Genomic DNA, 24,792 nt, shown 5'->3' on the forward strand with positions numbered 1-24,792 from the left:
AAGGGAACGACGATGCGTTATTCGGATGGAATGCGACTCGCATTGATTGTTAGTGGAACGTCGATCACTTATTCGTATCACTCAACTGCCATAAGCGACCATTTTGCTAAATAAGATACTCTTGTTCCACGAAGTTACGATTTTCTGGTTTTTTCGAATAATAAGGTACTGTCGTTCCGTTTGGCTGCACTCCATCAGGAGTAAAGAGGCGAAACCAAGAGCGCAGATGTGTTCCTGGTGAGAGACTTAGTTCGGGGGAGGGTTTTTCGTGAATAAACCGTTTGATCTTGTTATCAAAAATGGCACGGTTGTCCTGGCGGATGACGTGCGCCCGTTAGACATTGGGATTCTCGACGGCAAAATTGCCGCGCTCGGCGAAAACCTGCTCGTTCCGGAGCATAAGCTTATCTATGACGCTGAGCACTTGCACATCATGCCCGGTATGGTCGATGCGCATGTTCATTTCAATGAGCCAGCGCTAGGTCATTGGGAAGGATTTTCGACCGGATCGGCATCACTTGCCGCCGGCGGTTGCACGACGTATATCGATATGCCCCTGAACGGAGTGCCGCCAACGACCCGACTGAGCGCGCTGGAGCGCAAGCTGGAAGCGGCCGAGGGCTCGTCGTATGTGGATTATGCGCTATGGGGTGGTCTCGTGCCCGGTAATGTGGCTCATTTGGAAGACCTGGCGGAGAGGGGCGTCGTTGGCTTTAAAGCTTTCATGTCTTGTCCGGGCGGGGAGGGCGAAGATATTTTCGCTGAGGTGGACGACCTGACTTTGTATGAGGGGATGAAAGAGATCGCCCGTTTGGGCAAAGTGCTGGCGCTACATGCGGAGAGCGAAGCCATCGTGTCTAGGTTGGCTGCGCAGGCGCAGGCTGAAGGTAAGCGGGGGGCGCTGGATTATGTGGCGACACGACCGATTTTGGCGGAGCTTGAAGCAGTAAATCGAGCGCTCTTTTACGCCGAGCAAACGGGCTGCAAGCTGCACTTCGTGCACATCAGCAGCGCGGAAGCGGTGCAAGTCATCACGGAGGCGAAGGCCAAAGGGATGGATGTCACCGTGGAGACGTGCCCGCATTATTTGACTCTAACGTCGGCGGATTTGGAGCGGCTCGGCCCTGTTGCCAAATGCGCGCCGCCTTTGCGCAGCGCGGAAGATCAGGAGCGTCTGTGGACGAAAGTGGCGGAAGGTGCGCTCAACATCATTGCTTCCGATCACTCGCCGTGTCCGTCGTCGATGAAGCAGGGGGACATTTTCGAGGCGTGGGGCGGCATTTCTTGTGCGCAAAGCTCGCTTGAGCTTCTGCTGGAAGAGGGGCACCTTCGCAGAAGCATCTCGCTGACGGAAATCGCGCGCATGCTCTCTCTGGAGCCGGCCAAGCGCTTTGGCTTGCATCCGCGCAAAGGCGAAATAGCTCTTGGTGCTGATGCTGATTTGGCTCTCGTCGACCTGAAGCAGGTCTACACGTTGGAGAAGAGCGATCTCCTCTATCGCCACAAGCACAGTCCTTATATTGGCAAGACATTTGGATGCCGGGTTAAAGCTACTTTTGTTCGAGGGACTATGGTTTATGAACTGGGTGCTGGCGTTACGGCGAAAGCAGAGGGTGCATGGGTTCGTCAAGCTGACACAGGTTCGGCGTTTCCGGTTGTCGCAGCGGGTTCGGCGATTGGGGGCAACGACAATGAGTAAAATGGCACCGGGTTCGCTGGATCTGCTCGCTCAATACTCGAAGCGGGTACCTGAAGTGCTGGAGTGGCTCTCAACCTTTGGCGCTGACCCGGAGGGCGGGGTAACCCGACTGCTTTACACCGATGTATGGCTGCGAGCGCAAGAAGCTCTGGCTGCAAAGATGCAGGAATTGGGATTGGAGACCAGCTATGACGCTGTAGGCAATTTATTTGGAAAATTGCAGGGCACGAACTCGGAATTGAAGCCTGTCCTGACAGGCTCTCATATAGATACGGTTAAAAATGGCGGCAAATATGACGGCGCATACGGCGTTGTGGCCAGTATGCTGGCCGTGGGGTACTTGAAGACTGCATACGGCTCGCCGAAAAGGACGCTTGAAGTGGTATCCTTTTGTGAAGAAGAGGGAAGCCGCTTTCCGCTTACGTTCTGGGGATCGGGAAATGTGACAGGTGTCCGATTCATGGAAACGGCTGCTGCGATCGCTGACCAAGAGGGAGTGACATTGCTGGATGCTATGCAGCAGGCCGGTTTCGGAGGCCAAAGCGATGTCCGCTGTTCGGCGAGGCGTGTTGATGTAGGTGCCTATATCGAGATTCATATTGAACAAGGCGCTGTGCTAGAATACAACAAGAAACAGATTGGCATCGTTACGGCGATTGTCGGTCAAAAGAGGCTGTCTGTCCGAGTGACAGGCAAGTCGAATCATGCAGGAACAACGCCCATGATGATGCGTCGCGATGCTCTCGCAGGGGCGGCTGAGATGGTTGCTTTGACGGAACGGCTTGCGCTGGAGGAAGGCGAACCGCTCGTTGCAACCGTAGGAAGACTTGATGTGAAGCAAGGAACCTCGAACGTCGTGCCTGGGGAAGTTGAGTTTACCTTGGACATTCGTCATACGGACGAATCGAAGATGCAGGCATTCTGTATGAATTTGCTTACGAAGCTCGAAGAAATCGCTAGCCGTAGAGAGCTTGATATACAATGGATTGAACATATGAGCGCATCGCCTGTGGCTATGCATAGCGGTATGTCTGCGGAGATCGAACGAATTTGCGATGCGAATGGGTTCTCGAGTCTAAGAATGCCGAGCGGTGCAGGGCATGATGCGCAGTTGTTCGGGGCGATATGCCCGACAGTGCTTTTTTTTGTACCGAGCCGAGCTGGAATTAGCCATAATCCCGAAGAGTTCACGTCTTCCGAGGATCTTGTTGCAGGATTTCAAACGCTGGTTCATTTGTTGTATCAATACGGGTATGGGGGAAACGCAGATGAAATCATATAAAGACCTATCGCCTTCGCTGCGCACCATTATGACCCCGGGTCCTGTTGAGGTCGATCCGCGGGTGCTGCGAGCGATGTCTTATCCGATACTCGGTCAATTCGATCCGGAGTTTACAGCGCTCATGAATGAAACGATGGAAATGCTCCGGGATGTTTTTCAAACGAAAAATCAATGGTGTTATCCGATAGATGGAACTTCACGGTCAGGAATTGAAGCGGTACTGGTCAGTACGATAGAACCCGGGGATAAAGTACTCGTCCCGATTTATGGCCGATTCGGCAACTTACTGGTAGAAATCTCCGAACGCTGCGGCGCTGAAGTCGTTATCCTGGAGCGGGACTGGGGTTCTGTTTTTGACCCCGAGGAGATCATCGAAGCGATTCATCGGGAAAAGCCGCAAATCGTCGCGATGGTGCACGGCGAGACGTCCACGGGTTGCATTCAGCCGTTCGATGGGATCGGCCCAGCGTGCCGGGAAACGGACGCGTTGCTTATCGTCGACGCGGTCGCGACGATAGGTGGCGTCTCCGTTCAGACGGACGCCTGGCAGCTCGATGCCGTCATCGGCGGCACGCAGAAGTGCCTGTCCGTGCCATCCGGCATGGCGCCGATCACTTACAATGAGCGCGTCGAGGCGAAGGTGCTGCGCCGGAAAACGATTGAGCGCGGCTTGCGCGAAAAGGGGACTGCAGCGCCGCTCGGGAAGACAGTCGCGAGCAACTATTTTGATCTGGGCCAGCTGCAGGACTATTGGAGTCCGAAACGGCTGAATCATCATACGGAAGCGACCACGATGCTGTATGCGCTGCGCGAAGGACTTAGAATCGTCTTGCAGGAAGGGCTGGAGGAGCGATTTGCCAGACATAAGCGCCACGAGGCGGCTCTCGTTGCCGGCTTATGCGCAATGGGCCTGTCGCTATACGGCGATCCCGACTGTAAGATGCCGGTTGTAACCTGTATTCGCATCCCGAACGGGGTGGATGGCGAATCGGTGCGCGCGATGCTGTTGAACAGCTTCGGTATAGAAATTGCAAGCTCTTTTGGGCCGCTAAAAGGTCAAATTTGGCGGATCGGCACGATGGGTTTCAGCTGCAATCAAAAAAATGTGCTGCATGTGCTGGGCGCATTAGAGGCCGTATTGCTATGGCACGGCGTCGACATTTCGGCTGGTAAAGCGCTGCAAGCGGCTCTTGCCTTTTATGCCCGAAAAGAGGAGGATCTGCCATGTTAAACATCATGCCACTTGCGCAGCGAGCGATGATTGCGACGCCTCATTATTTGGCCAGCAGTGTCGGGAGTGCGATTTTGCAACAGGGCGGTAATGCCTTTGATGCTGCGATTGCGATCAGCGCCGCACTTGGGGTTGTGTATCCGCACATGACGGGGCTTGGAGGAGACGCCTTTTTCCTGATGCACCATCCGGCCACGGGGACGTTCACTGGATTTAACGGAAGCGGGAAGTCTGCTGCGCAGGCGACCCCGGAGTACTATAAGCAAAAAGGGTTGGATGCCATCCCGCAAAGAGGGATATTAAGCGCCATTACGGTGCCTGGCATGGTGGATGCGTGGTGGCAAGTTTGGGAGAAATACGGCAAACTGCCCTGGGAAAAGCTGCTCGCCCCGGCGATTGCGTATGCGGAGGACGGATTCCCAATTTCCCGCAATCTGGCATTTTGGATGCGTAAGGATGAAGCGTGGATTCGTGCTTCGGCGCAGCTGAGCGCCTTGTATATGCCGCATGGTAAGCTTCTTCAAGAAGGCGACCGTCTTGTTCAAAAAGAAGTAGCTCAGACACTGCGACTTGTTCAACAAGAGGGCAGAGAGAGCTTTTACAATGGTTCCGTGATGCACGCTATTGTAGAAAGTATTCAGCGGGATGGGGGACTGCTGCAGGAAGGAGACTTCCAATCCTATACGGGGGAATGGGTAACGCCGCTGTCCACAACCTATCGCGGGTATGAAATTTATCAAATGCCGCCGAACTCGCAAGGGTTCACAGCGCTGATGATGATGAATATGCTGGAAAATATCGAAGTAAGCGCCATACCGAGAGCTTCGGCGAATTTTTATCATATCATGTCAGAAGTGATAAAGAAGGCGTTCCGTGATCGCGACCTTTACTTGACGGATCCCCGTTTCCGGGAAATTCCGCTGGAACGGCTCCTTTCCAAGGCATATGCGAGGCAATTATGGGACGAAATTCAGGCTGAGCCATTGAAAGCAAGCCAGCACTTATCTCCGGCGATCGGTCAGGATACGGCTTATGCGGCTGTCGTAGACGAAGAAGGGAATTCGGTTTCGTTTATTCAAAGCTTGTATTTCGATTTTGGCGCAGCTTATGTGGCCGGGGATACGGGCGTGATTATGCAAAATAGAGGCTCCTTTTTCTCACTGGATCCGGCGTGTGCCAATGTGCTCGAACCGGGTAAAAGATCGTTCCATACCTTGATCCCGGCCATGGTGGCCAAAGAGGGAAAGCCTTACATGCTGTTCGGCACGCAAGGCGGAGAGGGTCAACCGCAAACACAACTATCTATCCTGACAGGCGTGTTGGATTACGGGCTTTCGATTCAAGAAGCGATCTCGCTCCCTCGTTGGGTGTACGGACGCACATGGGGTGAGGACGGAGATGCGCTCAAGCTGGAGCATCGTTTGGACACGGATGTATATACACGATTGAAGAAGTGGGGACATCGAGTTGAGACGGTGAACAGTTGGGATGGCATTATGGGGCAGGCGCAGGGCATTGTGATTGATAGCAATGGAATTATGAGCGGGGCTGCCGATCCGCGAGGAGACGGCTTGGCGATCGGTTGGTAACAGCTATCCAACAAGCGAGGGGCGATAAGTGATGGAGTCTTACGACATTTTGACAATGGTGGAAAATGGCGCTGGGCATGCGGTATTAGCGACGGTCATTTATGTGGAAGGCCACGCTTATCGGAAACAGGGAGCCGTCATGCTGTTGATGGATGACGGCCGTTCAGTTGGGAGTATAAGTCCCGGATGCTTGGAAGCGGATTTAGCCGTGTACAGGTCGGTGGTTTGGGAGTCGGGAAAGCCTCAAATGGTGGAGTACGACATGAGACCGGCAGAAGATTTGGGCTGGGGGGAAACGATTGGCTGCGGCGGATTGCTCCGCATTTTGCTGGAGCCGGTAGCGGGGAAGCTGCTGGAATGTTTGCTGGCGATTAAAGCGAGCTTGGATCACGGGGAACCGGTGGAGCTGCTTCGTACGTTCTCTGATACGTATGCGGTTATGACGTATGAAGTGTGTACTGCCGTCAACTTGGCTTCTAATGAACGTCTGACTGACTTATCCACATATACTTCGTTATTTGCTCCGAAACCGAGAGTCGTTGTTTTTGGTGCGAATGAGGATGCGATACCGCTCGCCCAGATGGCGCTCAGTGCGGGATTCCGTGTCGTGGTCGCCGATTGGCGGGACTCCTTGTGCACGCGGGAACGATTTCCGGGAGCGGAGATTGAGGTGGCGTTCCCAGGCGAATTGATTTGCAGCCTTAAATTGACCGATCAGGATTATGTCGTCGTTATGAGTCATCAATTTCAAAAGGACATGGTATTCGTTCAAGGCATGATGGTGTCACCGCTTCGCTATTTAGGGATTATGGGTTCTAGGGAAAGGACGGAGAAGATGCTGGAAGGGCTGGAGCGGCCGGATTGGCTGCATTATCCGGTCGGACTGAGCATCGGCTCGGAGGGTCCATTTGAAAATGCGGTCAGTATCGTCGCGCAATTGATTGCGATTCGCCGTGGGGCTCTTGAAAGCGGAGAGCAGTGTTCCGTGGCCAAGCGTGGAGATATTCATGGCTTGGGCAGTTGGTGAGTGGAATGGAACTATTTGAATCGAGGGAAGCGGGAACCACAGGACAGTCGGAACAATCGATGCATTCACAAGTGGCGGTAAAGTCTAAAGAGACGATGCGAACCGGCCTGGTCGGCATTTATTTGGCTGCGGGCAGCAGCAAAAGGATGGGGACGGCGAAGCTGTCCCTTGAGCTTGCCGAGGGAGTTCGCCTTGGCGGCGTTGCTTTGCTGCAGGCTTTACGCTCGGAGCTGGATTATATCGTCATAGTCGTGAACGATGGCAATGCGCTAGATTGGCTGCCGGAGGAAGCTTCCCCGCATGTACAATCGGGTAGGTGCAGAATTGAAGTTTGCCGGGAAGCCGAGCTGGGTATGGCCAATTCGCTGCACACAGGCATTCGGGCGGCGGATGCGCTGGGGGCCGGTGGCGTTCTGGTAATGCTGGCGGATCAGCCTTTTGTGACGGTGTGTATGCTAACTGGCCTCGTGGAATCGTTTCGAGAAGGAACAGGCTTCGATTATGTCGCCAGCGGCGATGAGGGGATGCCGAAACCGCCTGTGATCCTGGGGCGGGGGATTTGGTCCGAGGCGCTTGCTTTGGAAGGCGATGCCGGCGCACGCTCCTTATTTCGAATGTCTAAGTTCCAGGGACGAGTCATTCCGGGATGTGAAAGTTTATTTTTCATGGATGTAGACACTCCTGAAGGATTTGAACAAGCTAAAATGCTCTATAAGCACAAATTCGTGTAAACTAAAATAACATATAAAAAGCGAAAAGTGCATTATAACTAATAATGCGCTATTTTTTTATACAAAAAAACAATATCGTGTTAGGTTAGTTGACGTTGTTTTTGGGTTTTTATTATAGTAGATCTAATTTATCGCGAGCTTTCTCAAGTTTGGGTGGAGTAAGCAAAGGATACATCAAAAAGGAGAGACTTTGAGCAAGCTCAAAGGTCCCTATTTTAGGAGGGGTGACCATGTCGGTTCCTATGCATCAGCTGCCTCGGCAGCAGCCCTCGGTATGGCTGCCCGCAAGTGTGGAAGAAGCTTTGCTAATGAAACAGAAATGGGGAGACGATGCAGTGCTTGTTGCTGGAGGCACATGGCTCCGAACCCGCTGGGAAAACGGTTTGTCTCCGGTACCCGGCCAATTAATTAGTTTGGGGCGTATTCCCTCCCTCTCCGCTTTGACTGTAGATTCAATCGGTAACGTTCATATAGGGCCAGCCCTTTCCTTAGCGGATTTGCTGACAAACCCGCTTGTTCAAAAGAAGTGCGGTCTGCTGCTCCAGGCTTGCGCGGAGATTGCCGCTCCTTCTGTTCGGAATCTGGCCTCCATTGGAGGCAATGTGATGACCCGCACGGGGGACTTGATTCCCGCGCTGCTCGTTATGGATGCGCATGTGAGCTGCTCTGACGGCAAAGCCAACCGCACGCTGCCGTTAGCTGAGTGGCTGCGCAGTCCCGGCCCGGTACCGGATGAAGTGATGACGGCGATTGTGATCCCGGCATCCGGTCATGACGGCACAGGGCAGGACGTCTCGGCCGAATTTTATTTGAAGGTGGGACGCCGGGAGGCGTTCACCCCTTCGGTAGTGACCGTGGCGGGGCGTTTGTCACTGGGCAGCGACGGGACCATTATTGCTCTTGCGCTTGCTGCGGGCGGCGGGAACGCCATCCCGGCGAGGTTCGAGGAGCTGGAGGCTGCGGCTGTCGGCCAGAAGCTGTCGAAACTGCTGCTGCAGTCGCTGCACGCCGGAGTCCTCGCGCAATTCGACGCCGTGGCGGACGATTACGCAGGCATTTCTTATCGCAAACAAACGGCAGCGAACTTGATCGTATCGGAATTGTATAAAGCTTGGCGCAAAGGAGGCGGTTCAGATGCTGGTAAACCGTGATACCTATGCGAAGAAATGGATCGTAAGACCTGACGGCGAAGACAAAGTAAACGGCAAATTGAAATATTTAACGGACTTAACCACTGCAGGCATGCTGCATGGAAAGGTGCTGCGCAGCCGTTATCCGCACGCATGGGTGCTTTCGATCGATACGCAGAAAGCACAGCAAGTTCCCGGCGTACGTGCCGTAGTGACGGCGGAAGACGTACCGGGCATGAATTTATTCGGCATCGCTTTCCCACATCAGCCTGTATTTTGCAGCGATCGCGTCAGATACGTGGGCGATGCTTTGGCAGCTGTGGCTGCGGATACCGAAGAGATCGCCGAGTATGCGCTCGGACTGATCGAAGTGGCCTACGAGCCTCTACCTGTCGTGGACGATCCGGCGAAGGCGCTTGAGGAAGACGCGATCAAGCTGCATCCCGAAGGGAATGTACTGCATCGAACGAGCATTCAGCATGGTGATGCGGAGCAGGGTTTTGCAGAATGTGCCCATATTGTGGAAGAAACATACACAACTCCGAGACAGATGCATACGTACATGGAGACCGAAGGCGGACTATTCATTCCGGAGGAGGATGGCCGTTTGACGGTTTACTCGCCAACGCAGCATGGGTACAAGGACCGCATGCAGCTTTCTCGCATCCTGGCGATTCCGGAGGAGCAGATTCGCGTCGTATCCAGCCCGATCGGCGGATCGTTCGGCGGGAAGGATGAACTGAACGTGCAGCCGTTCGGCGCGTTGCTGGCGTTTGTGACCGGCGTGCCGATCAAAATGCACAATTCGCGCCGTGAATCTGTCATCGCCGGCATCAAGCGGCATCCGATGCGCATTACGATGAAAACGGGGGTTAACGCCGAAGGCCGTCTCATCGCGCATCAGGTTCGAATACTAGCGGATACGGGCGCTTACGCGACATTGGGGTGCGAGGTCTTGAATTTTGCAACTGAACATGCGACCGGGCCTTATGTCATCCCGAATGTGGATGTACAAGGCACGAGTGTATATACCAATAACGGAGTTTCCGGCGAGTTTCGGGGTTTCGGAGGCAATCAGGTGATTTTTGCGGTAGAAAACCAGATCGAACGGTTGGCGGAAAAGCTGGGCATGGACCCGTGGGCGTTCCGCAAGCTGAACATGCGTGCCCCAAACGATCCTGGTCCGATGGGACAACTCATCGTAGCTAACGATGGGGCGGAGCAGGTATGGCGCAAGGCCATGGAGTCACCGCTCTGGGCGAAACGGGAGCGGGCGGAGCAGGGCGAAGAGCCATGGATTCGCCGAGGCGTCGGCGCCGCGATTGTCATGCACGGCGCCGGGCTCGGCTTCGGCATCCCCGACCACTCGGGCGGCCGGATCGAGCTCACCGCCGACGGCAAGATCCAGGCCTCCTTCGGCTTCGAGGAGTTCGGCCAGGGCTTGTATGCAGCATTAACCTTGATGCTGCAAGATTTTTTCGGCTGCACCGCAGCGGATGTCCGTATCGTCATTGGCGATACGGACCGCGTGCCGGTCAGCGGATCGAGCACGGCCTCGCGCGCCACGACGATGATGTGGCGCGCGCTACAGAAGCTGAAGCCGCCGTTCGTCAAGGCGCTGCTGGAGCGGGCGTCGCAGCTCATTGGTATCCCGGCTGCTGAGCTAACCACAGGCGCAGGGGGGATTTACCGGCGCGAGGGTGACTCTGAACTGCTCGTCTCCTACGAGCAAGTTGCAGCCGCCGCCGAAATGGCCGCCCTGCCGCTCGGCGCGAACGTCGAATTCGATTACCCGACGACGCCGGAAGGGATGGTTGGCGCTCATTATTTATACTCGTACGCATCGGTAATCGCCGAAGTCGAGGTCAACCTGCTCACCGGCCGGGTGAAGGTGCTTCAAACTGATCATGTCATTGCCGCAGGCCCTGTCATTAACCCGATGGGTTTCCTCGGGCAGATCGAAGGCGGCAGTGTGATGGCGCTTGGCTATACGTTGACGGAGGACGCCGTGATGAAGGAAAGCCGCTATCTCCGGCATAATTTGGATACGTATCTCGTGCCTTCCTTCAAGGACAGTCCGCAAACGATTCGCGTAGAAGCCATTGAAGAGCTGCCTGAAGGAGATACTTTTGGCCCCAGGGGTGTAGGGGAGATCGGTTCGGTGGGTTTGGCTCCGGCCATAACCGCAGCGGTCCGGCGCGCAACGGGAATCTGGGTGAACCACCTGCCCATTTCTCCGGAAGACATCGTGCAGTCCATCGAATGGCTAGAAGGGGTGGAAAGCCAATGATTCACACAACCTATATCCTGGAATGCTCCATTAACGGCAAGGAGATTGCCCTGCCTGTCCCGGCATCCAAACGGATGTCTGATCTATTGCGTGAAGATTTAAAGCTTACAGGGACAAAAGTTTCTTGTGAAATCGGGCGCTGCGGAGCCTGCATGGTGCTTCTCGACGGAAAGCCGGTAAATGCATGCTTGCTGATGGCCTATCAGGCTGCCGGCAAGCGTTTGGTAACCATCGAGGGGATCTCGGCAGGCGATGAGCTGCATCCGATTCAAAAAGCGATGCTGGAGGAAGGAGGATTACAGTGCGGTTACTGCACGGCGGGAATGGTCGTCAGTCTGACGGCCTTGTTGGAAACGAATCCGTGTCCGACCCGAGCGGAGGCGGAAACGGCGCTTTGTGGCAATATCTGCCGCTGTACCGGCTATGAAGGGATTTTCCGGGCAGTAGAAAAATGCGGGTTGTCGATGAAAAAAGAGGGGGAGAAACCATTATGAAGAAGATCATGCTTTCTTTGACAGCACTTATGCTTATGATTATGACGGCTTGTTCTCAGCAATCGGCGATACCTAACGGCACGACAGCACCAAGTGCAACTTCGGCGACGACAGCAGCCGCAACGGTAACGCCATCAACCGCGAAAAAACTGCCTAAAGTCGCATTCGTGTACCTCGGCGTTCCCGGTGACGGCGGCTGGACGTATGAGCATGATCAAGGGCGTCTTATGATGGAAAAAGAGCTTGGCATCAAGGCCACAACCGTTGAAAACATTCCCGAAGGTCCTGATGCGGAGCGCGTTTTCGAAGAACTGGCGCAGTCGAACGATATTATTTTCGGCACCTCGTTCGGTTACATGGACCCGATGTACAACGTGGCGCAAAAGCATCCTAACGTGAAATTCCTGCACGCAACCGGCTACAAAACGCTGCCGAACATGGGCACGTACATGGGCCGCGAATATCAAAGCGCGTACCTCGTCGGCATGGCAGCAGGCAAATTGACGAAAAACAATCACCTGGGCTATGTGGGCGCTTACCCGATTCCGGAAGTGATTTATACCATCAATGCTTTTACGCTAGGTGCGCAAAGCGTTAATCCGAACATCGACGTGTCCGTCGTTTGGAGCAATACCTGGTTCGATCCGGCAACGGAGAAGCAAGCGGCCATATCTTTGCTGGATAAAGGCGTGGACGTACTGGCGGCTTATCAAGATTCACCGGCAAGCATTCAGGCTGCCTCCGAGAGGGGGGTGTGGGGGATCGGGAACGATTCCGATATGGGACGTTTTGCACCGGAAACGTACATTTCCAATCCGAAATGGAACTGGGGACCCTACTATGTACAGACCGTGAAAAGCATTATGGATGGCACCTGGAAGTCAGAGGCTTACTTCGGCAGCATGAAAGATGGCATAACGGATATCGCTCCATTAGGCAAAAATGTGCCTCAAGACGTCAAAGACTTGATCGCCAAAAAGAAACAAGACATCCTGAGCGGAGCCTTCGAGATTTTCCAGGGACCGATCGTGGATCAAGACGGCAAGGTTCGTTTTGAACAGGGTAAAAAGATGACAGACGAAGAGATTTTGGGCACGACCTGGTTTGTTAAGGGCATCAAAGGTGTCATACCTAAATAAGGGCGAAGGGATGTGAGGGCGATGACAACGATCCGCCTTGACACAGCTTTACTTAACGAGTGGCATCCGGTGTTGTTGTCATTGGCTCTGACGGAGCAGCCGGCTGCGGTTCACGTATTGGAGGAAAAAGTCGTCGTGTTCAGAACGACGCAAGGCGTTCATGCCTTTAAGGATCTATGCATTCACCGGGGTGTGCCTCTCTCGTTAGGTAAAGTCGTCGGCGATGAATTAATGTGCGCCTACCATGGCTGGTCGTATAACGGCTGCGGCACCTGTACGCGAATCCCTTCCTTGCCTGCGGAACAGGCGATTCCCTCCAAGGCGAGAGCTTATACATACGAGTGCGTGGAGGTGCACGGGATGATCTGGGTGTGCCTTGGCCAGCCGGAGAGTCCACTGCCTGCGGTTAGCCGGCACATTCAGGACGGTTTCAAAGAAGTATTCATGGGGCCGTATGCGCTTGAGGCCGCAGGACCTCGCATTATTGAGAATTTCCTCGATGTATCCCATCTCATGTTCGTCCATGAGGGACTGCTGGGCAATAGTCAATTCGCGGAAATCGGCGATTATCATGTGCATGACGAGGGTGGCGTGCTTAGGACCGATGAAATCGTCGTGTACCAACCCGATGCCGACGGGACGGGGCGCGGCGTGAACAGCCGGTACGTGTACGAGGTTTTCGGCCCGTTGTGTGTTGCTTTTACCAAACGGGATGACGCGACGGATCACATCTTCCGCTTGTTCTTGATGGTGCTGCCCGAAACCGAGCAGAGCAGCAAGGCTTTCATGCTGAAGCAGCGCAATTATGCGCTGGATGAAGCGGACGAGGTTTTCGTCGCCTTCCAGGACCGGCTCATTGAGCAGGACCGGGTTATGGTCGAAAACCAGAAGCCTGAGCTGCTGCCGCTGGACCTGCAGGCGGAGCTGCATTTGAAGTGCGACCGCTTGAGCATCACGTACCGCAAGCGGCTGCGGGAGCTGGGCGTCACCTTCGGGACGGCCTGAACGATGGAGCGCCAAGGGCTCAAAGCTGATACAATTGCAGGAAATACAATATAATAATTTTCTTTCTGCACCCCGAAGCTGCGATTCCGCAAATCGGGGTGTTTTTTTATCCAGTAGTTAAGTGTGCACTCGCTAAATTCGCAAATTATAAATCACATTCAGTAATCGTAGAATCCAAGTTATAAATCACGCCCACCTGTCGCGAAAGAACCAAGGTCGCTAATAACGAACATTTTTGACGCTATTGTTCAGTGAAATACTACCATTGCTGCTTCGAGCGAATAAAAGTCCATAATTAACGAAGCTTGTTCTTTGTTTATGGACTTTTGTTCTTTCGAGCCCTGTTATGATGATTTCTTCAAAGCAGTAGCGTCACACTCGTACTCTATTAGAGACCATTGTTCTATAACCATATGGGGGAGCGCAGTGACAATTAATCTTGATGTTGCATGGTGGGTGAAATGATCTTTTGTTCTAAGAGGCATATGAGAAACGTAGCGCCTGTTGTAGTTGTGTCAAACGAGAAACGTAGCGCCCGCTGTTAGCTGTGCCGTACGAGAAACGTAGGCACCGTTGTCCTATGCTGCATCGAGGAGGCTTTGGAGAAAATCATTGACAACGATTCTCAATACAAATAAAATAAATATTAAATTATAATTATTATAAATAAGTTATTGTTTTAATTTGCTTGATTTATTCTATCACAAGCAGAAATCACCCGAGGTTGCGAAGCGGGGGTTCTAATGCACTTGAAAAAAATTTAATCCTCAAAGGAGAATGCAAATGTCCCATAACCCTAATACCCATCATCTGACGACCAATCAAGGCGCGCCTGTAGGCGACAATCAAAATTCCCGAACTGCCGGCCAGCAGGGTCCGACGCTTTTGGAAGATTACCATTTGCTTGAAAAAATCGCCCATTTCGACCGGGAGCGTATTCCGGAGCGGGTTGTCCATGCGCGGGGTGCAGGTGCATTTGGTATTTTCACCGTTGAAAATTCCATGAAGCGCTACACCAAAGCCGCATTCCTCGGGGAAGCGGGAAAAGAAACGCCGGTCTTCGTCCGTTTTTCGACGGTTATTCATGGTCAGGGCTCTCCGGAAACGGCGCGCGACCCGCGTGGGTTTGCCGTGAAATTTTACACGGAAGAAGGTAACTACGATCTGGTGGGCAACCATCTGCCGGTGTTTTTTATCCGCGATGCGATGAAATTCCCCGACATGGTTCATTCGTTAAAGCCCGCACCGGATACGAATGTGCAGACACCGGATCGCTATTGGGATTTTATGTCACTAACTCCAGAGTCGACGCATATGCTGACATGGGTTTTCTCGGACTATGGAACGCCGGCCAATTACCGCGAAATGAACGGCTTCGGCGTCCATGCCTTCAAATGGATTAACCACACGGGCAATTATGTGTATGTCAAATATCACTGGAAGCCGCATCAAGGCGTCCGTAATTTGAGCAAAGCCGAGGCAGCGGCCGTTCAAGGTGAAGATTTCAGCCATGCGACCCGAGATCTCTACGATCATATTGCCCGCGGCGACTTCCCGAAATGGGATTTGCATGTGCAGCTCTTACAGCCGGAAGATTTAGATGCTTATGACTTCGATCCGCTGGATCCGACGAAAATATGGCCGGAAGAGCTGATTCCGCTGCACAAGGTCGGAACGATGACGCTCAACCGCAATCCGCAAAACTTCTTCGCTGAGGTGGAGCAGGCCGCGTTTGCCCCAAGTGTATTGGTATCGGGCATTGAACCATCCGAAGATAAGCTGCTGCAAGGTCGTCTGTTCTCTTACCCGGATACGCAAAGATACCGCTTAGGCGCGAACTATTTGCAAATTCCCGTGAATTGCCCGTATGCGGCGGTGAACAACAATCAGCGCGACGGCGCGATGCAAATGAAACAGCAGCCATCCAGTGTGAATTATGAGCCGACCAGACACGCAGATGCCCCAAAAGAAGCGCCGGAGTACCGCGACAGCACGATGCCTCTTCAAGGCAGTGCCGGAAGACAGAAGATCGCGAAAACGAATGATTTTGCGCAAGCAGGCGATACGTTCCGCAGCTTCAGTGAGCAAGAGCAGGAGAATTTCATCTCTAATCTTGTCGGCGATCTGGCCTCTGTTCATGAGAAATCAAAGCTGATGGCGATCTGCAACTTCTACAGAGCGGATGCAGGACTGGGGCAGCGCATTGCTGACGGTTTAAAGGTAGATATATCCGGTTACTTGCAGCATCTGAAACCATAAACAAATACCCAGAGAGCCGCATCAAACGAAGAGGAGGTTTCGTCATGGCCCAAAGCGATTTGAATCAAGCGCTGCGGAAGATTCGTTCCAAAAACATCACGCTCACCCAGCAGAGATATGCTTTATTGGAGTATTTGTATACTCGGGATGGTTACACCACCGTTAAAGACATTTGCGACGCGCTGATCGATCGGTATCCTCATATCCATGCAACGTCCGTTTACAGCAGCCTGCATGTATTCAAGCAGCTCGGTTTGGTTAAAGAATTAGCCGTGAACGATACCTCTCCGCGGTATGAAGCGGCGATCTGTTCATAAATAAAGGGCGCTCCAGCGTTTGCGAAGAGGTACAAATGCCTTTTCGCACGCAGGAGCGCCCTTATTTCATGGATTCCCCGTATACTGCCGTCTAAGTTCATTCACAGCATCGATCAGCTCTAGACCGATGTAGGACCGCGCTTCTTCATAAACGGGCTCAAGCGCTTGCTGCCATTCTTTGCGCTCCTCATCGGTAAGGATATGAATGTCCATTTGACCGATCTTTTTTAGCTCGTCTAATTGCTTGAGGTTCAGTGCGATGGCATTTTGATTCGCCCAAACCGTTGCTTCCTGCATGGCTTCTGTCACTGCCTTTTGCTGCGGGGGTGAGAGTTTATCCCAGAATGCTTTATTCATAAGGACGCCGTAGCCCAAGTAGGCGTGATTGCTGATCGTCAAATATTTTTGAACTTGATACAGCTTTCGCGAGTAAATGTTTGAAATCGTATTCTCCCCGGAATCAACCTCGCCCTGTTCCATGCTGCTATACACCTTATTGAAAGGAATGGGAACGGTCGTGGCATTCAGATGCCGAAACTGGGCTTCGATCACTTTGCTGGGAAGTATCCGAAATCGCAAATTGCGAAAATCTTCCGTATGGACTAGCATACGTTGATTGGAAGTCATCTGCTGAAAGCCGTTGGCCCACAAGCCAAGACCGATCATGCCTTTTGTCTCCAGTTTGCCCATCAGGATCGAGCCGATTTTGCCCTGAAATGCTTTTTCTACAGCTTCTTCGTTCTGAAAAGCGAAAGGCAGGTCCATCGCCATCCACTCGGGAACGACTTCGGATATGTTAGAGAAGCTCGGCGCAATCATCTGAATGCTCCCGCGTTGCAAAGCGGCGACTTCATCGTTTTCATTGTACAAGGTACCGTTGGGAAACAGTTCAACCTTGATCGTACCGTTCGTTTTTTGCTCAACTAATCGAGCGAACTCTTGCGCGCCCAGCCCTTTGGGCGTATTTTCCGCCACGACAAAACTGAATCGAATGACGGTCTGCTCGTTAAGTCCGCGCTGCTCATCGTCATAGACCCCTTGTCCGCTATTAAATTGCCAAGAGAACCCGAATACCGCCGCCGTCACGAGCCCGACGATCACAAATAGTGCTATACCGACAAACGTCCTCACGGCCAGCCTCCCGTTATAAAGTATAAATTCAGTGTATCATATTGTATGATGATCGTAGAAACCAATGGGACAGCTGAGAAGGTGAGGGTTCGTTTTTGAAAATCAAAGGGCTCCGAATGAACTGGAAAATTACGATTCTGTCGTTCGGCATTGTCTTGTTCGCGATTTGTATCGGCGGCATCATTTTGATCGGCCGGGTGATCCACCTTCAAGAACAGGAAATGGGGCAGAGACTGCTTGTCACGGCACGTACGGTTGCAGGTCTTCCCTCTATCGTTAACGGATTAACGGAGCAAAGACTCCGGGGAGAAATCAACCCGATTGCTGAGCGTATACGAATCATTAATGACGTTGATTATATTGTGGTCATGGATATGGACGGCATTCGGCTTTCGCATCCTTCTACTGCACGGATCGGTGAGTTTTCGCAAGGGGCGGACGAGCATTCGGCATTTGCCGAGCATACGTACTTATCCAAAGCCAAAGGCGAGCAAGGAACAGCGCTCCGAGCCTTCGTGCCCGTGATGAACGAGCAGCATGAACAAGTGGGTGTTGTGCTTGTGGGGCAGCTGGTACCGGGGCTCACCGGCGTTATCCTTGCCATGCGAGGGCAAATTTATGTGACCGTTTTCTTATCTCTATTGTTCGGGGTATGGGGTTCGTGGTTACTGTCCCGGCATATTAAGGAGCAAATGTTTCAGCTGGAGCCCGAGGAGATCGCGAAGCTGCTCGTGGAGCGTACGGCGACTTTTAATGCCATGCATGAAGGTGTTATTGCCATCGATAGCGGTGAATTCGTGACGGTATTTAACGATAAAGCGAAAAATATGCTTCGCATCGAAGGCGATGTGTTGGGGCGCCCCATTCGCGAAGTGCTGCCGGATACGCGGCTGCCGGAGATTTTGCAGCTGAATCATCCGATTTTCAACCAAGAGCTGCACATCGGACCTGCTCATATTCTAAGCAATCGGGTTCCGATTAAAGTTGGGAATCAAACGGTCGGTGCAGTGGCCATTTTCCAGGATCGTTCCGAAGTGACGAAAATCGCCGAGGAACTGACGGGCGTAAGGGCGTTTGTCGACGCGCTCCGCGTGCAGAATCATGAATATATGAATAAGCTCCATACAATTGGCGGGTTGATCCAGCTTGGATCTAAACAGAAGGCGCTGGATTATTTATTTCAAACGATTGAGGCGCAGTCCGAACTGAGCGGGTTTATCTCGAGCAAAATTGCCAATGAGAGTGCAGCGGGTTTACTTCTGGGCAAAATCAGCCGCGGGCGGGAGCTGGGGATTGATGTTCGTTTAGACCGGGCCAGCAATCTGATGCGATTTCCGGAGAATTTGGATCAGCATGACATGGTGGTTATTTTGGGCAATTTGATTGAGAATGCCTTTGATGCGCTGAAGGATAAAGAAGGGCACAAAGAGGTTTTTATCAGCATCGAGCAGGATGAGGACGTGCTGTCTATACTTGTTGAGGATAACGGCAGCGGGATGGACGAAGAGACCAAACGACGGATGTTTGAGCGTGATTACTCTACCAAGGCGAAGGAAAACAGGGGGATTGGCTTGTATTTGATCCACAATATCGTGAACAAATGCGGTGGGCGATTGGTCGTAGAGTCAGAGCCGGGCGCCGGCGCGAGCATTATGCTTTCTTTTCCCATGAAACAGCGAAAGGAGGAGACTCATGTTCAGAGTCGTACTGATTGAGGACGATCCGATGGTATTGGAAGTGAACAAGCAGTTTGTCGAGCGGGTGCCCGGATTCGAGATCGTAGGGACCGCATCGAATGGCACGGAAGGCGTCGAAAAAGTTCGCAGCCTGCTGCCGGATCTGGTGATTCTGGACATTTATATGCCGGGGCAAAATGGGACTGAAGTGCTGCGCCAGATTCGTACTGAGCAGCTCGGCACAGACGCCATCGTGATCACAGCGGCCAGCGATATCCCGACGGTGCAGCGGATGCTTCATCACGGCGCGGTGGATTATATCGTCAAGCCTTTCAAATTTGAAAGGGTCAAGGAAGCATTGGAAAATTACCAGGCGATGAAGATGAGACTAAGCAAGGACTCGGTATTGTCCCAATCAGACCTCGATCAACTTCTGCATGGCAGGTCTACTGCGCAGAATGCTGAGTCTGCTCCTATCGCGGCTCATCTGAATTTGCCCAAAGGACTTCAAGAGGTGACGATGAAGCAGGTCATGCTGTTTCTGATGCAACAGCAGAAATCTTTATCCGCCGAAGAAGTGGCGGAGGGCGTGGGACTAGCAAGAGTTACGGCGCGCAGGTATTTGGAGTTTCTGGAGAAAAGCAAGAAGGTGAAGCTGGACCTCGAATACGGCGGGATCGGGCGGCCGGTCAATCGGTACGTTTGGGTCGGTTGATTGAATGAATGAAATAGTTCTGGTTATTAACAAAAGAACTGCCAATTCCACTGGTTATGTGGAGAAGGGGGGTTCTTTTTTGCTTGTATGGGGCAGAACATATGCGGGGCAGCGGCAAATAACTGGAAAACCTCCTGCTATTCGGCCCAGTTTTTCCTCTGAACGCAGTTTAGCTGGAAAACCTCCCGATAATTTGCCCGAAAAGCGGCTGTCCGTTTAGAAACGGCTGAATTAGCAGGAGGAATTCCCGTTAAATGCTGCTGACTTCATTTTTTAAGAAAATTAACTGGAGGTTTTCCTGTTATTTCAACAGGAGTGAGCTCCATGGGGAGTCACGGCGATTTAAAGCTGGATACTGGAATGGTGAATTCCGGGATACCAAGCGCGTAAGGGGTGTACTCATACAAAGAGAAATACACCACAATGTTATTGTCTTTCAAATAAAAGCGCTGATCGTCGCCGATCGATTCAAACGGAGTGAGAAGCACATACTCCCGTTCTTGGATCTGCTTTTTAATTTCATTGTTGATGATTTGTTTGTAATTTGGATCATTGAGGGCTGCCTGTTTCAGCGTGATTTCCTCCCCCGTCAACAAATCGAACGTATGTGCATCCATATCGTACATACCGTGGGCGCCGCCTGTGTATTGGTAAGTATCGAAATGCAAACTCAGCTTATTTTGCTGATTATAGGTCACGGTGTAATTGACATCAAAAGAAAACCGCAATTCTGGCCCACCCGCGGTCTGGTCTCCCTTCACTTCCTTCAAAAGCTCTTTCCCCGACGCTTCGAACTTTAACGCTTCCGCCTTCAAAAAGGCGTTTATTTTCGAGCTTGCAGCCGTATGCTCCCAACCTTCAATTTGCGGATATTGAATCGTGATGCCGTCTTCTGTCTTCGAATCTCCGATGGAGGTGTTCGTTAACTTCAGTGCATTCTCCTTAATGGGCTGAATGGAAATCAGCTTATCCGCGGCGGTGTAGCCAATGCTGTAACCCATTTGCTCCAGTAAAAAACGAAGCGGTAAATACGTAGTGCCCTCAACGATGACGGGAGGTTTGCTGCTGTAAAAGTGGTGGCCGTTCAAATCATATGTTGTGCTTTGGTTGGTCATTTTCATCGTTTTGCCAGGGCTGCTGACCGTGACTATGCGGGTCGTCTCATCCCATGAAGTTGTGAGTCCAAGCTGTTTGCTCAGAAAGGCGAGCCCGACATACGAGTCTCCTTCGGTCGATAGTCCGCCCGGAACTTGCATGTTGTTATCTCCGATTTGAACATAGAGTGGGGCGAGATTGAGCTTAACGTCCGAGGAGTAATCTTCGGCATGAGCTGTTACGCCATTGTAAGGCATCAAGGCCAAAACGAAGGCAGCTGCCAATGAAAGCTTTAGCCAAGCGGCGCTCTTTTTCTGAAATAGGTTTCGTTGTTTCATCATTTATGCTCCTTCCTTTTGTCATTTAATAGGACGATTGATCTTACCAAAAGTTTCAAAAACTTCACGCGAAGGTATCCGAGACCAAAAAGACCATAAGTACCAATATGGTCAAATTCTTCACGCCAACTGGTGAAAGCGATATCATGAAGACTGTCAATGAATCAACAAAGTCTGAAAGCGCTTGAGGTGTAGAACATGTCGATTCCTTCGGGAGTGAATACGAGTATTATTTTGCGGCTTGAACTAGATAAAGATACAGCTTCGTTTGGCAACATCGCTACGGCGATTAGTGATACGGGCGGAGATATTATTGCTATCGACGTCGTGAGAACGGATAAAAATGTAACCGTCCGCGACATCACGATCAACGTGTATGATAACAAGCACACGGATTTGATCAAATCGACGATCAGCAAGTTGGCCGGTGTCAAAGTTGTGCATGTTTCGGATCAGACGTTCCTGCTGCATTTGGGCGGTAAGATCGAGACGAGTCCGAAATATCCGATTAAAAATCGGGACGATCTCTCCAGGGTATACACGCCGGGCGTGGCTAAGGTTTGCATGGCGATCCACGAAAAGCCTTCGCTGGCGCATACGCTAACGATCAAACGAAATACAGTCGCTGTCATTTCGGATGGAACGGCTGTGCTTGGACTTGGCAATATCGGACCTGAGGCGGCAATGCCGGTAATGGAAGGAAAGGCGATGCTGTTTAAGCAGCTAGCTGGCGTGGACGCATTTCCTATTTGTCTGGATACGCAGGATACGGATGAAATTGTGCGTTTTGTGAAAGCGTTATCTCCAACATTTGGAGGAATTAATCTAGAAGATATCTCCGCGCCAAGATGCTTTGAGATTGAGCAGCGGCTAATTGAGGAGCTGGATATTCCAGTCTTCCATGATGATCAGCATGGTACGGCTGTCGTGCTTTTGGCGGGACTGCTTAATGCCGTTAAGCTTGTAGGCAAAAATCTCGCAGATTGCAAAATCGTGCTTTGCGGCGTCGGAGCCGCGGGAACGGCATGCACCAAAATGCTGATGGCGGCGGGTGTCCACAATATTATCGGCGTCGACCGACCGGGGGCAATTACAAGAGACGGTGTCTACGATAACCCGTTCTGGCAATGGTACGCGGAAAATACCAACCCGGAGCAGATTCACGGAACGTTGTCGGAGGTCATTGAGGGAGCGGATATTTTTATCGGTGTCTCAGGGCCCGGCGTTTTGAAAAGAGAAGATGTAGCTAAGATGGCTAAAGATCCTATTGTCTTTGCTATGGCAAACCCGACGCCGGAAATTTTGCCAGAAGAGGCAGAGCCTTACGTTCGAGTTATGGCGACCGGGCGCTCGGATTATCCGAACCAGATCAACAACGTGCTTTGCTTTCCAGGTTTATTCCGGGGATTGCTTGATTGCAGGGCTTCCCGAGTGACGGAAAATATGAAGCTGGCTGCGGCTAAGGCGATTGCATCCGTCGTTGAAGAGGATGAACTGAATGAGTATTACATCATTCCAAGTGTATTCAATCAGTCGGTGGCAGAGCGGGTCAGAGAGGCTGTCATTCAAGCGGCTTATGAGGATGGTGTAGCAAGAAGACGCAGGGAGAAAGTGCAAGCCTAATTGGTGGAAAATCACAAAAATATAAGGGGTGCGAACCATGAAGATTAATTTCAAGAGTCTCACGTTGCAAGTTATTGTTGCCATGATCTTGGGTGTCTTGTTTGGGGTATTCTTCCCTGCGCAGGCAGGAAACATGAAGGTTTTGGCGGACATCTTCGTAAAAGCCATTAAAATGGTTATTGCTCCTATTATTTTCTTAACCATTGTCACTGGTATTGCCGGAATGGGCGACATGAAAAAGGTCGGAAGAATAGGCGGAAAAACTTTGCTTTATTTTGAAGTTGTTTCCACAATCGCTCTTGCGATTGGAATCCTTTTTGCCAACGTGTTTCATCCCGGTACTGGCGTAAATGCTCATTTAGCAAAAGGAGATATCACTCAATATACGAAAGCAGCAGCTGAGGGCGGACATGGATTCATGGATTATATCCTCGGGATCATTCCTGACAGTTTTGTCGGATCATTAGCTAAAGGGGATTTGCTTCCTATACTTGTTTTAGCTATTTTGTTTGGTGCTTCTTTGTCGGGAATGGGGGAAAGAGGAAAGGTTGTTCTTGATTTCTTTGAGAAAGTGTCCGAAGTATTCTTTAGAATTGTTAATATCATTATGTATTACTCGGCGATTGCAGCATTTGGTGCAATAGCTTACACCATTGGTAAGTTTGGAGTAGGATCCTTAGTTTCCCTCGGAAAGCTATTCGCTCTTACGCTGCTTGCTATGGCAGTATTTGTAGTCGTGGTCCTAGGTGTTATTGCTAAGCTCTACAACTTTAACGTTTTCAAATTTATCAGCTACATCAAAGATGAAATTTTCCTAGTGCTTGGAACTTCTTCTTCTGAGTCTGCTTTACCTAAAATGGTTGAGAAACTTGAGACTTATGGATGCTCCAAATCAGTTGTGGGTCTTGTAATTCCAACAGGTTATTCATTCAACTTAGATGGTACGAATATCTACCTAGCATTCGCCGCACTGTTTATTGCACAAGCATACGGGGTTAACTTATCTCTAGGTCAACAGATCGTACTTCTTGGTGTTCTAATGCTAACATCTAAGGGAGCAGCAGGGGTAACAGGTGCAGGCTTTATTACACTTGCCGCGACTTTAGCAGCATTCCCAAGTGTTCCCGTGGAAGGGATCGCACTTCTCCTTGGAATTGATCGCTTTATGAGTACCGCTCGTGCAATAACTAACCTAATTGGTAACGGTGTGGCTACAGTAGTTATCGCCAAAATGGAAAAAGAATTCAAGGAACCAGTTGAGGCAATTGGAACTAAGGCTAGTGTTATTGCATAAGGTAAAACGCAATATGTCATAAAAGTAAGAGTATGGCGACAGAGATACCTCCTGTCTCATACTCTTTTTTTTATGATCGGAGTTATGGGCCAACGTCCGGCATCTCCACTAGCTGATGGACGTGAAGTTATGGGCTTATCGTCCGGGATCCCCATTAGTGGATGGGCACGGAGTTATGGGCACATCGTCCGGGATCCCCATTAGCGCCCCTCGTTCGCTATTAAAGTACATTGGAGACGCTGTGGAAGCTTGAATTGCTCATTCAGGGACGATTAGAGAACAATGTTCTTTAGTTAAAGAATATTGTTCTCTATCTAAAGAACATTGTTCTTTCGAGGCTAAAAGTGCCTATTTTCTTCAACATTTGCGTACAATCGGTACTCTATTAGCGACTCTTGTTCTTTATACTATAAAACCCCACCGCACGCGAATTCTTATGCATGTCGTGACGTTGGATGGTGGTGGGCCAAAACTTTGAAGACTATGCTTCTTCATTGGAGATCATCCAATGGAATGAACTCGAGCTTGTGACGAGTAGTGCTTTGAATGGATATTGTCCAACTGAATCAGCTCAATTTCATGTTTTGGTTGTTTTGAAGACCATAACATTGGATGAAATCCATTGGAGTGTCTTGTTTCGAGCAAACGGCAGTACCTTCAATGCATAAAATCCAATATAACTCTAACGAGGGATCTTAGTCTGTACTGAGTTACGCAGAGTATGGAA

Annotated in this window: 19 protein-coding genes; 17 read left to right on the top strand and 2 right to left on the bottom strand. The window is 51.3% G+C overall.

Going from position 1 to position 24,792, the window contains the following annotated elements; all coding sequences use genetic code 11:
- The first annotated feature begins 268 nt into the window (after positions 1 to 268).
- From ACFQZT_RS09695 to ACFQZT_RS09755, 13 genes are all read left to right on the top strand, one after another.
- A complete protein-coding gene (locus tag ACFQZT_RS09695; RefSeq protein ID WP_379299066.1) occupies positions 269 to 1,699 on the top strand; it encodes an allantoinase in 1,431 nt (476 codons plus the stop codon).
- A complete protein-coding gene (gene allC, locus ACFQZT_RS09700) occupies positions 1,692 to 2,981 on the top strand; it encodes an allantoate deiminase (RefSeq protein WP_379299068.1) in 1,290 nt (429 codons plus the stop codon). Before ACFQZT_RS09695 ends, allC begins: the two co-directional genes overlap by 8 nt.
- Positions 2,968 to 4,212, top strand: coding sequence for a pyridoxal-phosphate-dependent aminotransferase family protein (locus ACFQZT_RS09705; protein ID WP_379299070.1), 1,245 nt, complete (start codon positions 2,968 to 2,970; stop codon positions 4,210 to 4,212). Before allC ends, ACFQZT_RS09705 begins: the two co-directional genes overlap by 14 nt.
- Positions 4,206 to 5,801 carry a gamma-glutamyltransferase gene (gene ggt / locus ACFQZT_RS09710; RefSeq protein ID WP_379299072.1) on the top strand — a complete coding sequence of 532 codons (1,596 nt, stop codon included), beginning with the start codon at positions 4,206 to 4,208 and terminating at the stop codon, positions 5,799 to 5,801. Before ACFQZT_RS09705 ends, ggt begins: the two co-directional genes overlap by 7 nt.
- 31 nt (positions 5,802 to 5,832) lie before the next feature.
- A complete protein-coding gene (locus tag ACFQZT_RS09715) occupies positions 5,833 to 6,828 on the top strand; it encodes an XdhC family protein (protein WP_379299074.1) in 996 nt (331 codons plus the stop codon).
- Positions 6,829 to 6,833: 5 nt separating this feature from the next.
- Positions 6,834 to 7,559 carry a nucleotidyltransferase family protein gene (locus ACFQZT_RS09720; RefSeq protein ID WP_379299076.1) on the top strand — a complete coding sequence of 242 codons (726 nt, stop codon included), beginning with the start codon at positions 6,834 to 6,836 and terminating at the stop codon, positions 7,557 to 7,559.
- 230 nt (positions 7,560 to 7,789) lie between these two features.
- Positions 7,790 to 8,710, top strand: a complete 921-nt coding sequence (locus tag ACFQZT_RS09725; RefSeq protein WP_379299078.1) for an FAD binding domain-containing protein — start codon at positions 7,790 to 7,792, stop codon at positions 8,708 to 8,710.
- Entirely contained in the window at positions 8,694 to 10,979 is a 2,286-nt protein-coding gene (pucD, locus tag ACFQZT_RS09730) for a xanthine dehydrogenase subunit D (protein ID WP_379299080.1), read from the top strand. The genes ACFQZT_RS09725 and pucD overlap by 17 nt, the downstream gene beginning before the upstream one ends.
- A complete protein-coding gene (locus ACFQZT_RS09735) occupies positions 10,976 to 11,473 on the top strand; it encodes a (2Fe-2S)-binding protein (protein ID WP_379299082.1) in 498 nt (165 codons plus the stop codon). The genes pucD and ACFQZT_RS09735 overlap by 4 nt, the downstream gene beginning before the upstream one ends.
- Positions 11,470 to 12,612 carry a BMP family ABC transporter substrate-binding protein gene (locus tag ACFQZT_RS09740; protein ID WP_379299084.1) on the top strand — a complete coding sequence of 381 codons (1,143 nt, stop codon included), beginning with the start codon at positions 11,470 to 11,472 and terminating at the stop codon, positions 12,610 to 12,612. The genes ACFQZT_RS09735 and ACFQZT_RS09740 overlap by 4 nt, the downstream gene beginning before the upstream one ends.
- Positions 12,613 to 12,633: 21 nt before the next feature.
- The gene (locus ACFQZT_RS09745) at positions 12,634 to 13,617 is read left to right on the top strand and encodes a Rieske 2Fe-2S domain-containing protein (protein ID WP_379299086.1); all 984 of its coding nucleotides are present in this window, start codon (positions 12,634 to 12,636) and stop codon (positions 13,615 to 13,617) included.
- 783 nt (positions 13,618 to 14,400) lie between these two features.
- Positions 14,401 to 15,876, top strand: coding sequence for a catalase (locus tag ACFQZT_RS09750; protein WP_379299088.1), 1,476 nt, complete (start codon positions 14,401 to 14,403; stop codon positions 15,874 to 15,876).
- 44 nt (positions 15,877 to 15,920) lie between these two features.
- On the top strand, positions 15,921 to 16,193 hold the full coding sequence (locus tag ACFQZT_RS09755) for a Fur family transcriptional regulator (protein ID WP_379299090.1): 273 nt from the start codon (positions 15,921 to 15,923) through the stop codon (positions 16,191 to 16,193).
- Positions 16,194 to 16,259: 66 nt separating this feature from the next.
- Here the strand turns inward: ACFQZT_RS09755 and ACFQZT_RS09760 are convergent, their stop codons facing one another.
- Entirely contained in the window at positions 16,260 to 17,324 is a 1,065-nt protein-coding gene (locus ACFQZT_RS09760) for a DctP family TRAP transporter solute-binding subunit (protein WP_379299092.1), read from the bottom strand.
- Between the two features lie 101 nt (positions 17,325 to 17,425).
- Between ACFQZT_RS09760 and ACFQZT_RS09765 the strand changes: the two genes are divergently transcribed.
- Both ACFQZT_RS09765 and ACFQZT_RS09770 read left to right on the top strand, forming a co-directional pair.
- Positions 17,426 to 19,039, top strand: a complete 1,614-nt coding sequence (locus tag ACFQZT_RS09765; protein WP_460871893.1) for an ATP-binding protein — start codon at positions 17,426 to 17,428, stop codon at positions 19,037 to 19,039.
- A complete protein-coding gene (locus ACFQZT_RS09770) occupies positions 19,017 to 19,715 on the top strand; it encodes a response regulator (RefSeq protein WP_379299094.1) in 699 nt (232 codons plus the stop codon). Before ACFQZT_RS09765 ends, ACFQZT_RS09770 begins: the two co-directional genes overlap by 23 nt.
- 332 nt (positions 19,716 to 20,047) lie before the next feature.
- On the opposite strand, the gene ACFQZT_RS09775 is transcribed toward ACFQZT_RS09770, so the two are convergent.
- The gene (locus tag ACFQZT_RS09775) at positions 20,048 to 21,151 is read right to left on the bottom strand and encodes a stalk domain-containing protein (RefSeq protein ID WP_379299096.1); all 1,104 of its coding nucleotides are present in this window, start codon (positions 21,149 to 21,151) and stop codon (positions 20,048 to 20,050) included.
- A gap of 195 nt (positions 21,152 to 21,346) precedes the next feature.
- On the opposite strand from ACFQZT_RS09775, the gene ACFQZT_RS09780 reads away from it, so the two are divergent.
- Together ACFQZT_RS09780 and dctA are read left to right on the top strand one after the other, a co-directional pair.
- Positions 21,347 to 22,771 (top strand): NAD-dependent malic enzyme, encoded by a 1,425-nt coding sequence (locus tag ACFQZT_RS09780; protein ID WP_379299098.1) that lies wholly within the window; start codon positions 21,347 to 21,349, stop codon positions 22,769 to 22,771.
- 37 nt (positions 22,772 to 22,808) lie between these two features.
- Positions 22,809 to 24,065, top strand: coding sequence for a C4-dicarboxylate transporter DctA (gene dctA, locus ACFQZT_RS09785; protein WP_379299100.1), 1,257 nt, complete (start codon positions 22,809 to 22,811; stop codon positions 24,063 to 24,065).
- Positions 24,066 to 24,792: the final 727 nt, after the last annotated feature.

The organism is Paenibacillus sp. GCM10027628 (genome assembly GCF_042676385.1).
Classification (GTDB): domain Bacteria; phylum Bacillota; class Bacilli; order Paenibacillales; family NBRC-103111; genus Paenibacillus_E.

Coding starts and splice junctions, on each gene's coding strand:
- allC (WP_379299068.1), top strand. CDS start 1,692: ATGAGTAAAATGGCACCGGGTTCGCTGGATCTGCTCGCTCAATACTCG.
- ACFQZT_RS09705 (WP_379299070.1), top strand. CDS start 2,968: ATGAAATCATATAAAGACCTATCGCCTTCGCTGCGCACCATTATGACC.
- ggt (WP_379299072.1), top strand. CDS start 4,206: ATGTTAAACATCATGCCACTTGCGCAGCGAGCGATGATTGCGACGCCT.
- ACFQZT_RS09715 (WP_379299074.1), top strand. CDS start 5,833: ATGGAGTCTTACGACATTTTGACAATGGTGGAAAATGGCGCTGGGCAT.
- ACFQZT_RS09720 (WP_379299076.1), top strand. CDS start 6,834: ATGGAACTATTTGAATCGAGGGAAGCGGGAACCACAGGACAGTCGGAA.
- ACFQZT_RS09725 (WP_379299078.1), top strand. CDS start 7,790: ATGTCGGTTCCTATGCATCAGCTGCCTCGGCAGCAGCCCTCGGTATGG.
- pucD (WP_379299080.1), top strand. CDS start 8,694: ATGCTGGTAAACCGTGATACCTATGCGAAGAAATGGATCGTAAGACCT.
- ACFQZT_RS09735 (WP_379299082.1), top strand. CDS start 10,976: ATGATTCACACAACCTATATCCTGGAATGCTCCATTAACGGCAAGGAG.
- ACFQZT_RS09740 (WP_379299084.1), top strand. CDS start 11,470: ATGAAGAAGATCATGCTTTCTTTGACAGCACTTATGCTTATGATTATG.
- ACFQZT_RS09745 (WP_379299086.1), top strand. CDS start 12,634: ATGACAACGATCCGCCTTGACACAGCTTTACTTAACGAGTGGCATCCG.
- ACFQZT_RS09750 (WP_379299088.1), top strand. CDS start 14,401: ATGTCCCATAACCCTAATACCCATCATCTGACGACCAATCAAGGCGCG.
- ACFQZT_RS09755 (WP_379299090.1), top strand. CDS start 15,921: ATGGCCCAAAGCGATTTGAATCAAGCGCTGCGGAAGATTCGTTCCAAA.
- ACFQZT_RS09770 (WP_379299094.1), top strand. CDS start 19,017: ATGTTCAGAGTCGTACTGATTGAGGACGATCCGATGGTATTGGAAGTG.
- ACFQZT_RS09775 (WP_379299096.1), bottom strand. CDS start 21,151: ATGATGAAACAACGAAACCTATTTCAGAAAAAGAGCGCCGCTTGGCTA.
- ACFQZT_RS09780 (WP_379299098.1), top strand. CDS start 21,347: ATGTCGATTCCTTCGGGAGTGAATACGAGTATTATTTTGCGGCTTGAA.
- dctA (WP_379299100.1), top strand. CDS start 22,809: ATGAAGATTAATTTCAAGAGTCTCACGTTGCAAGTTATTGTTGCCATG.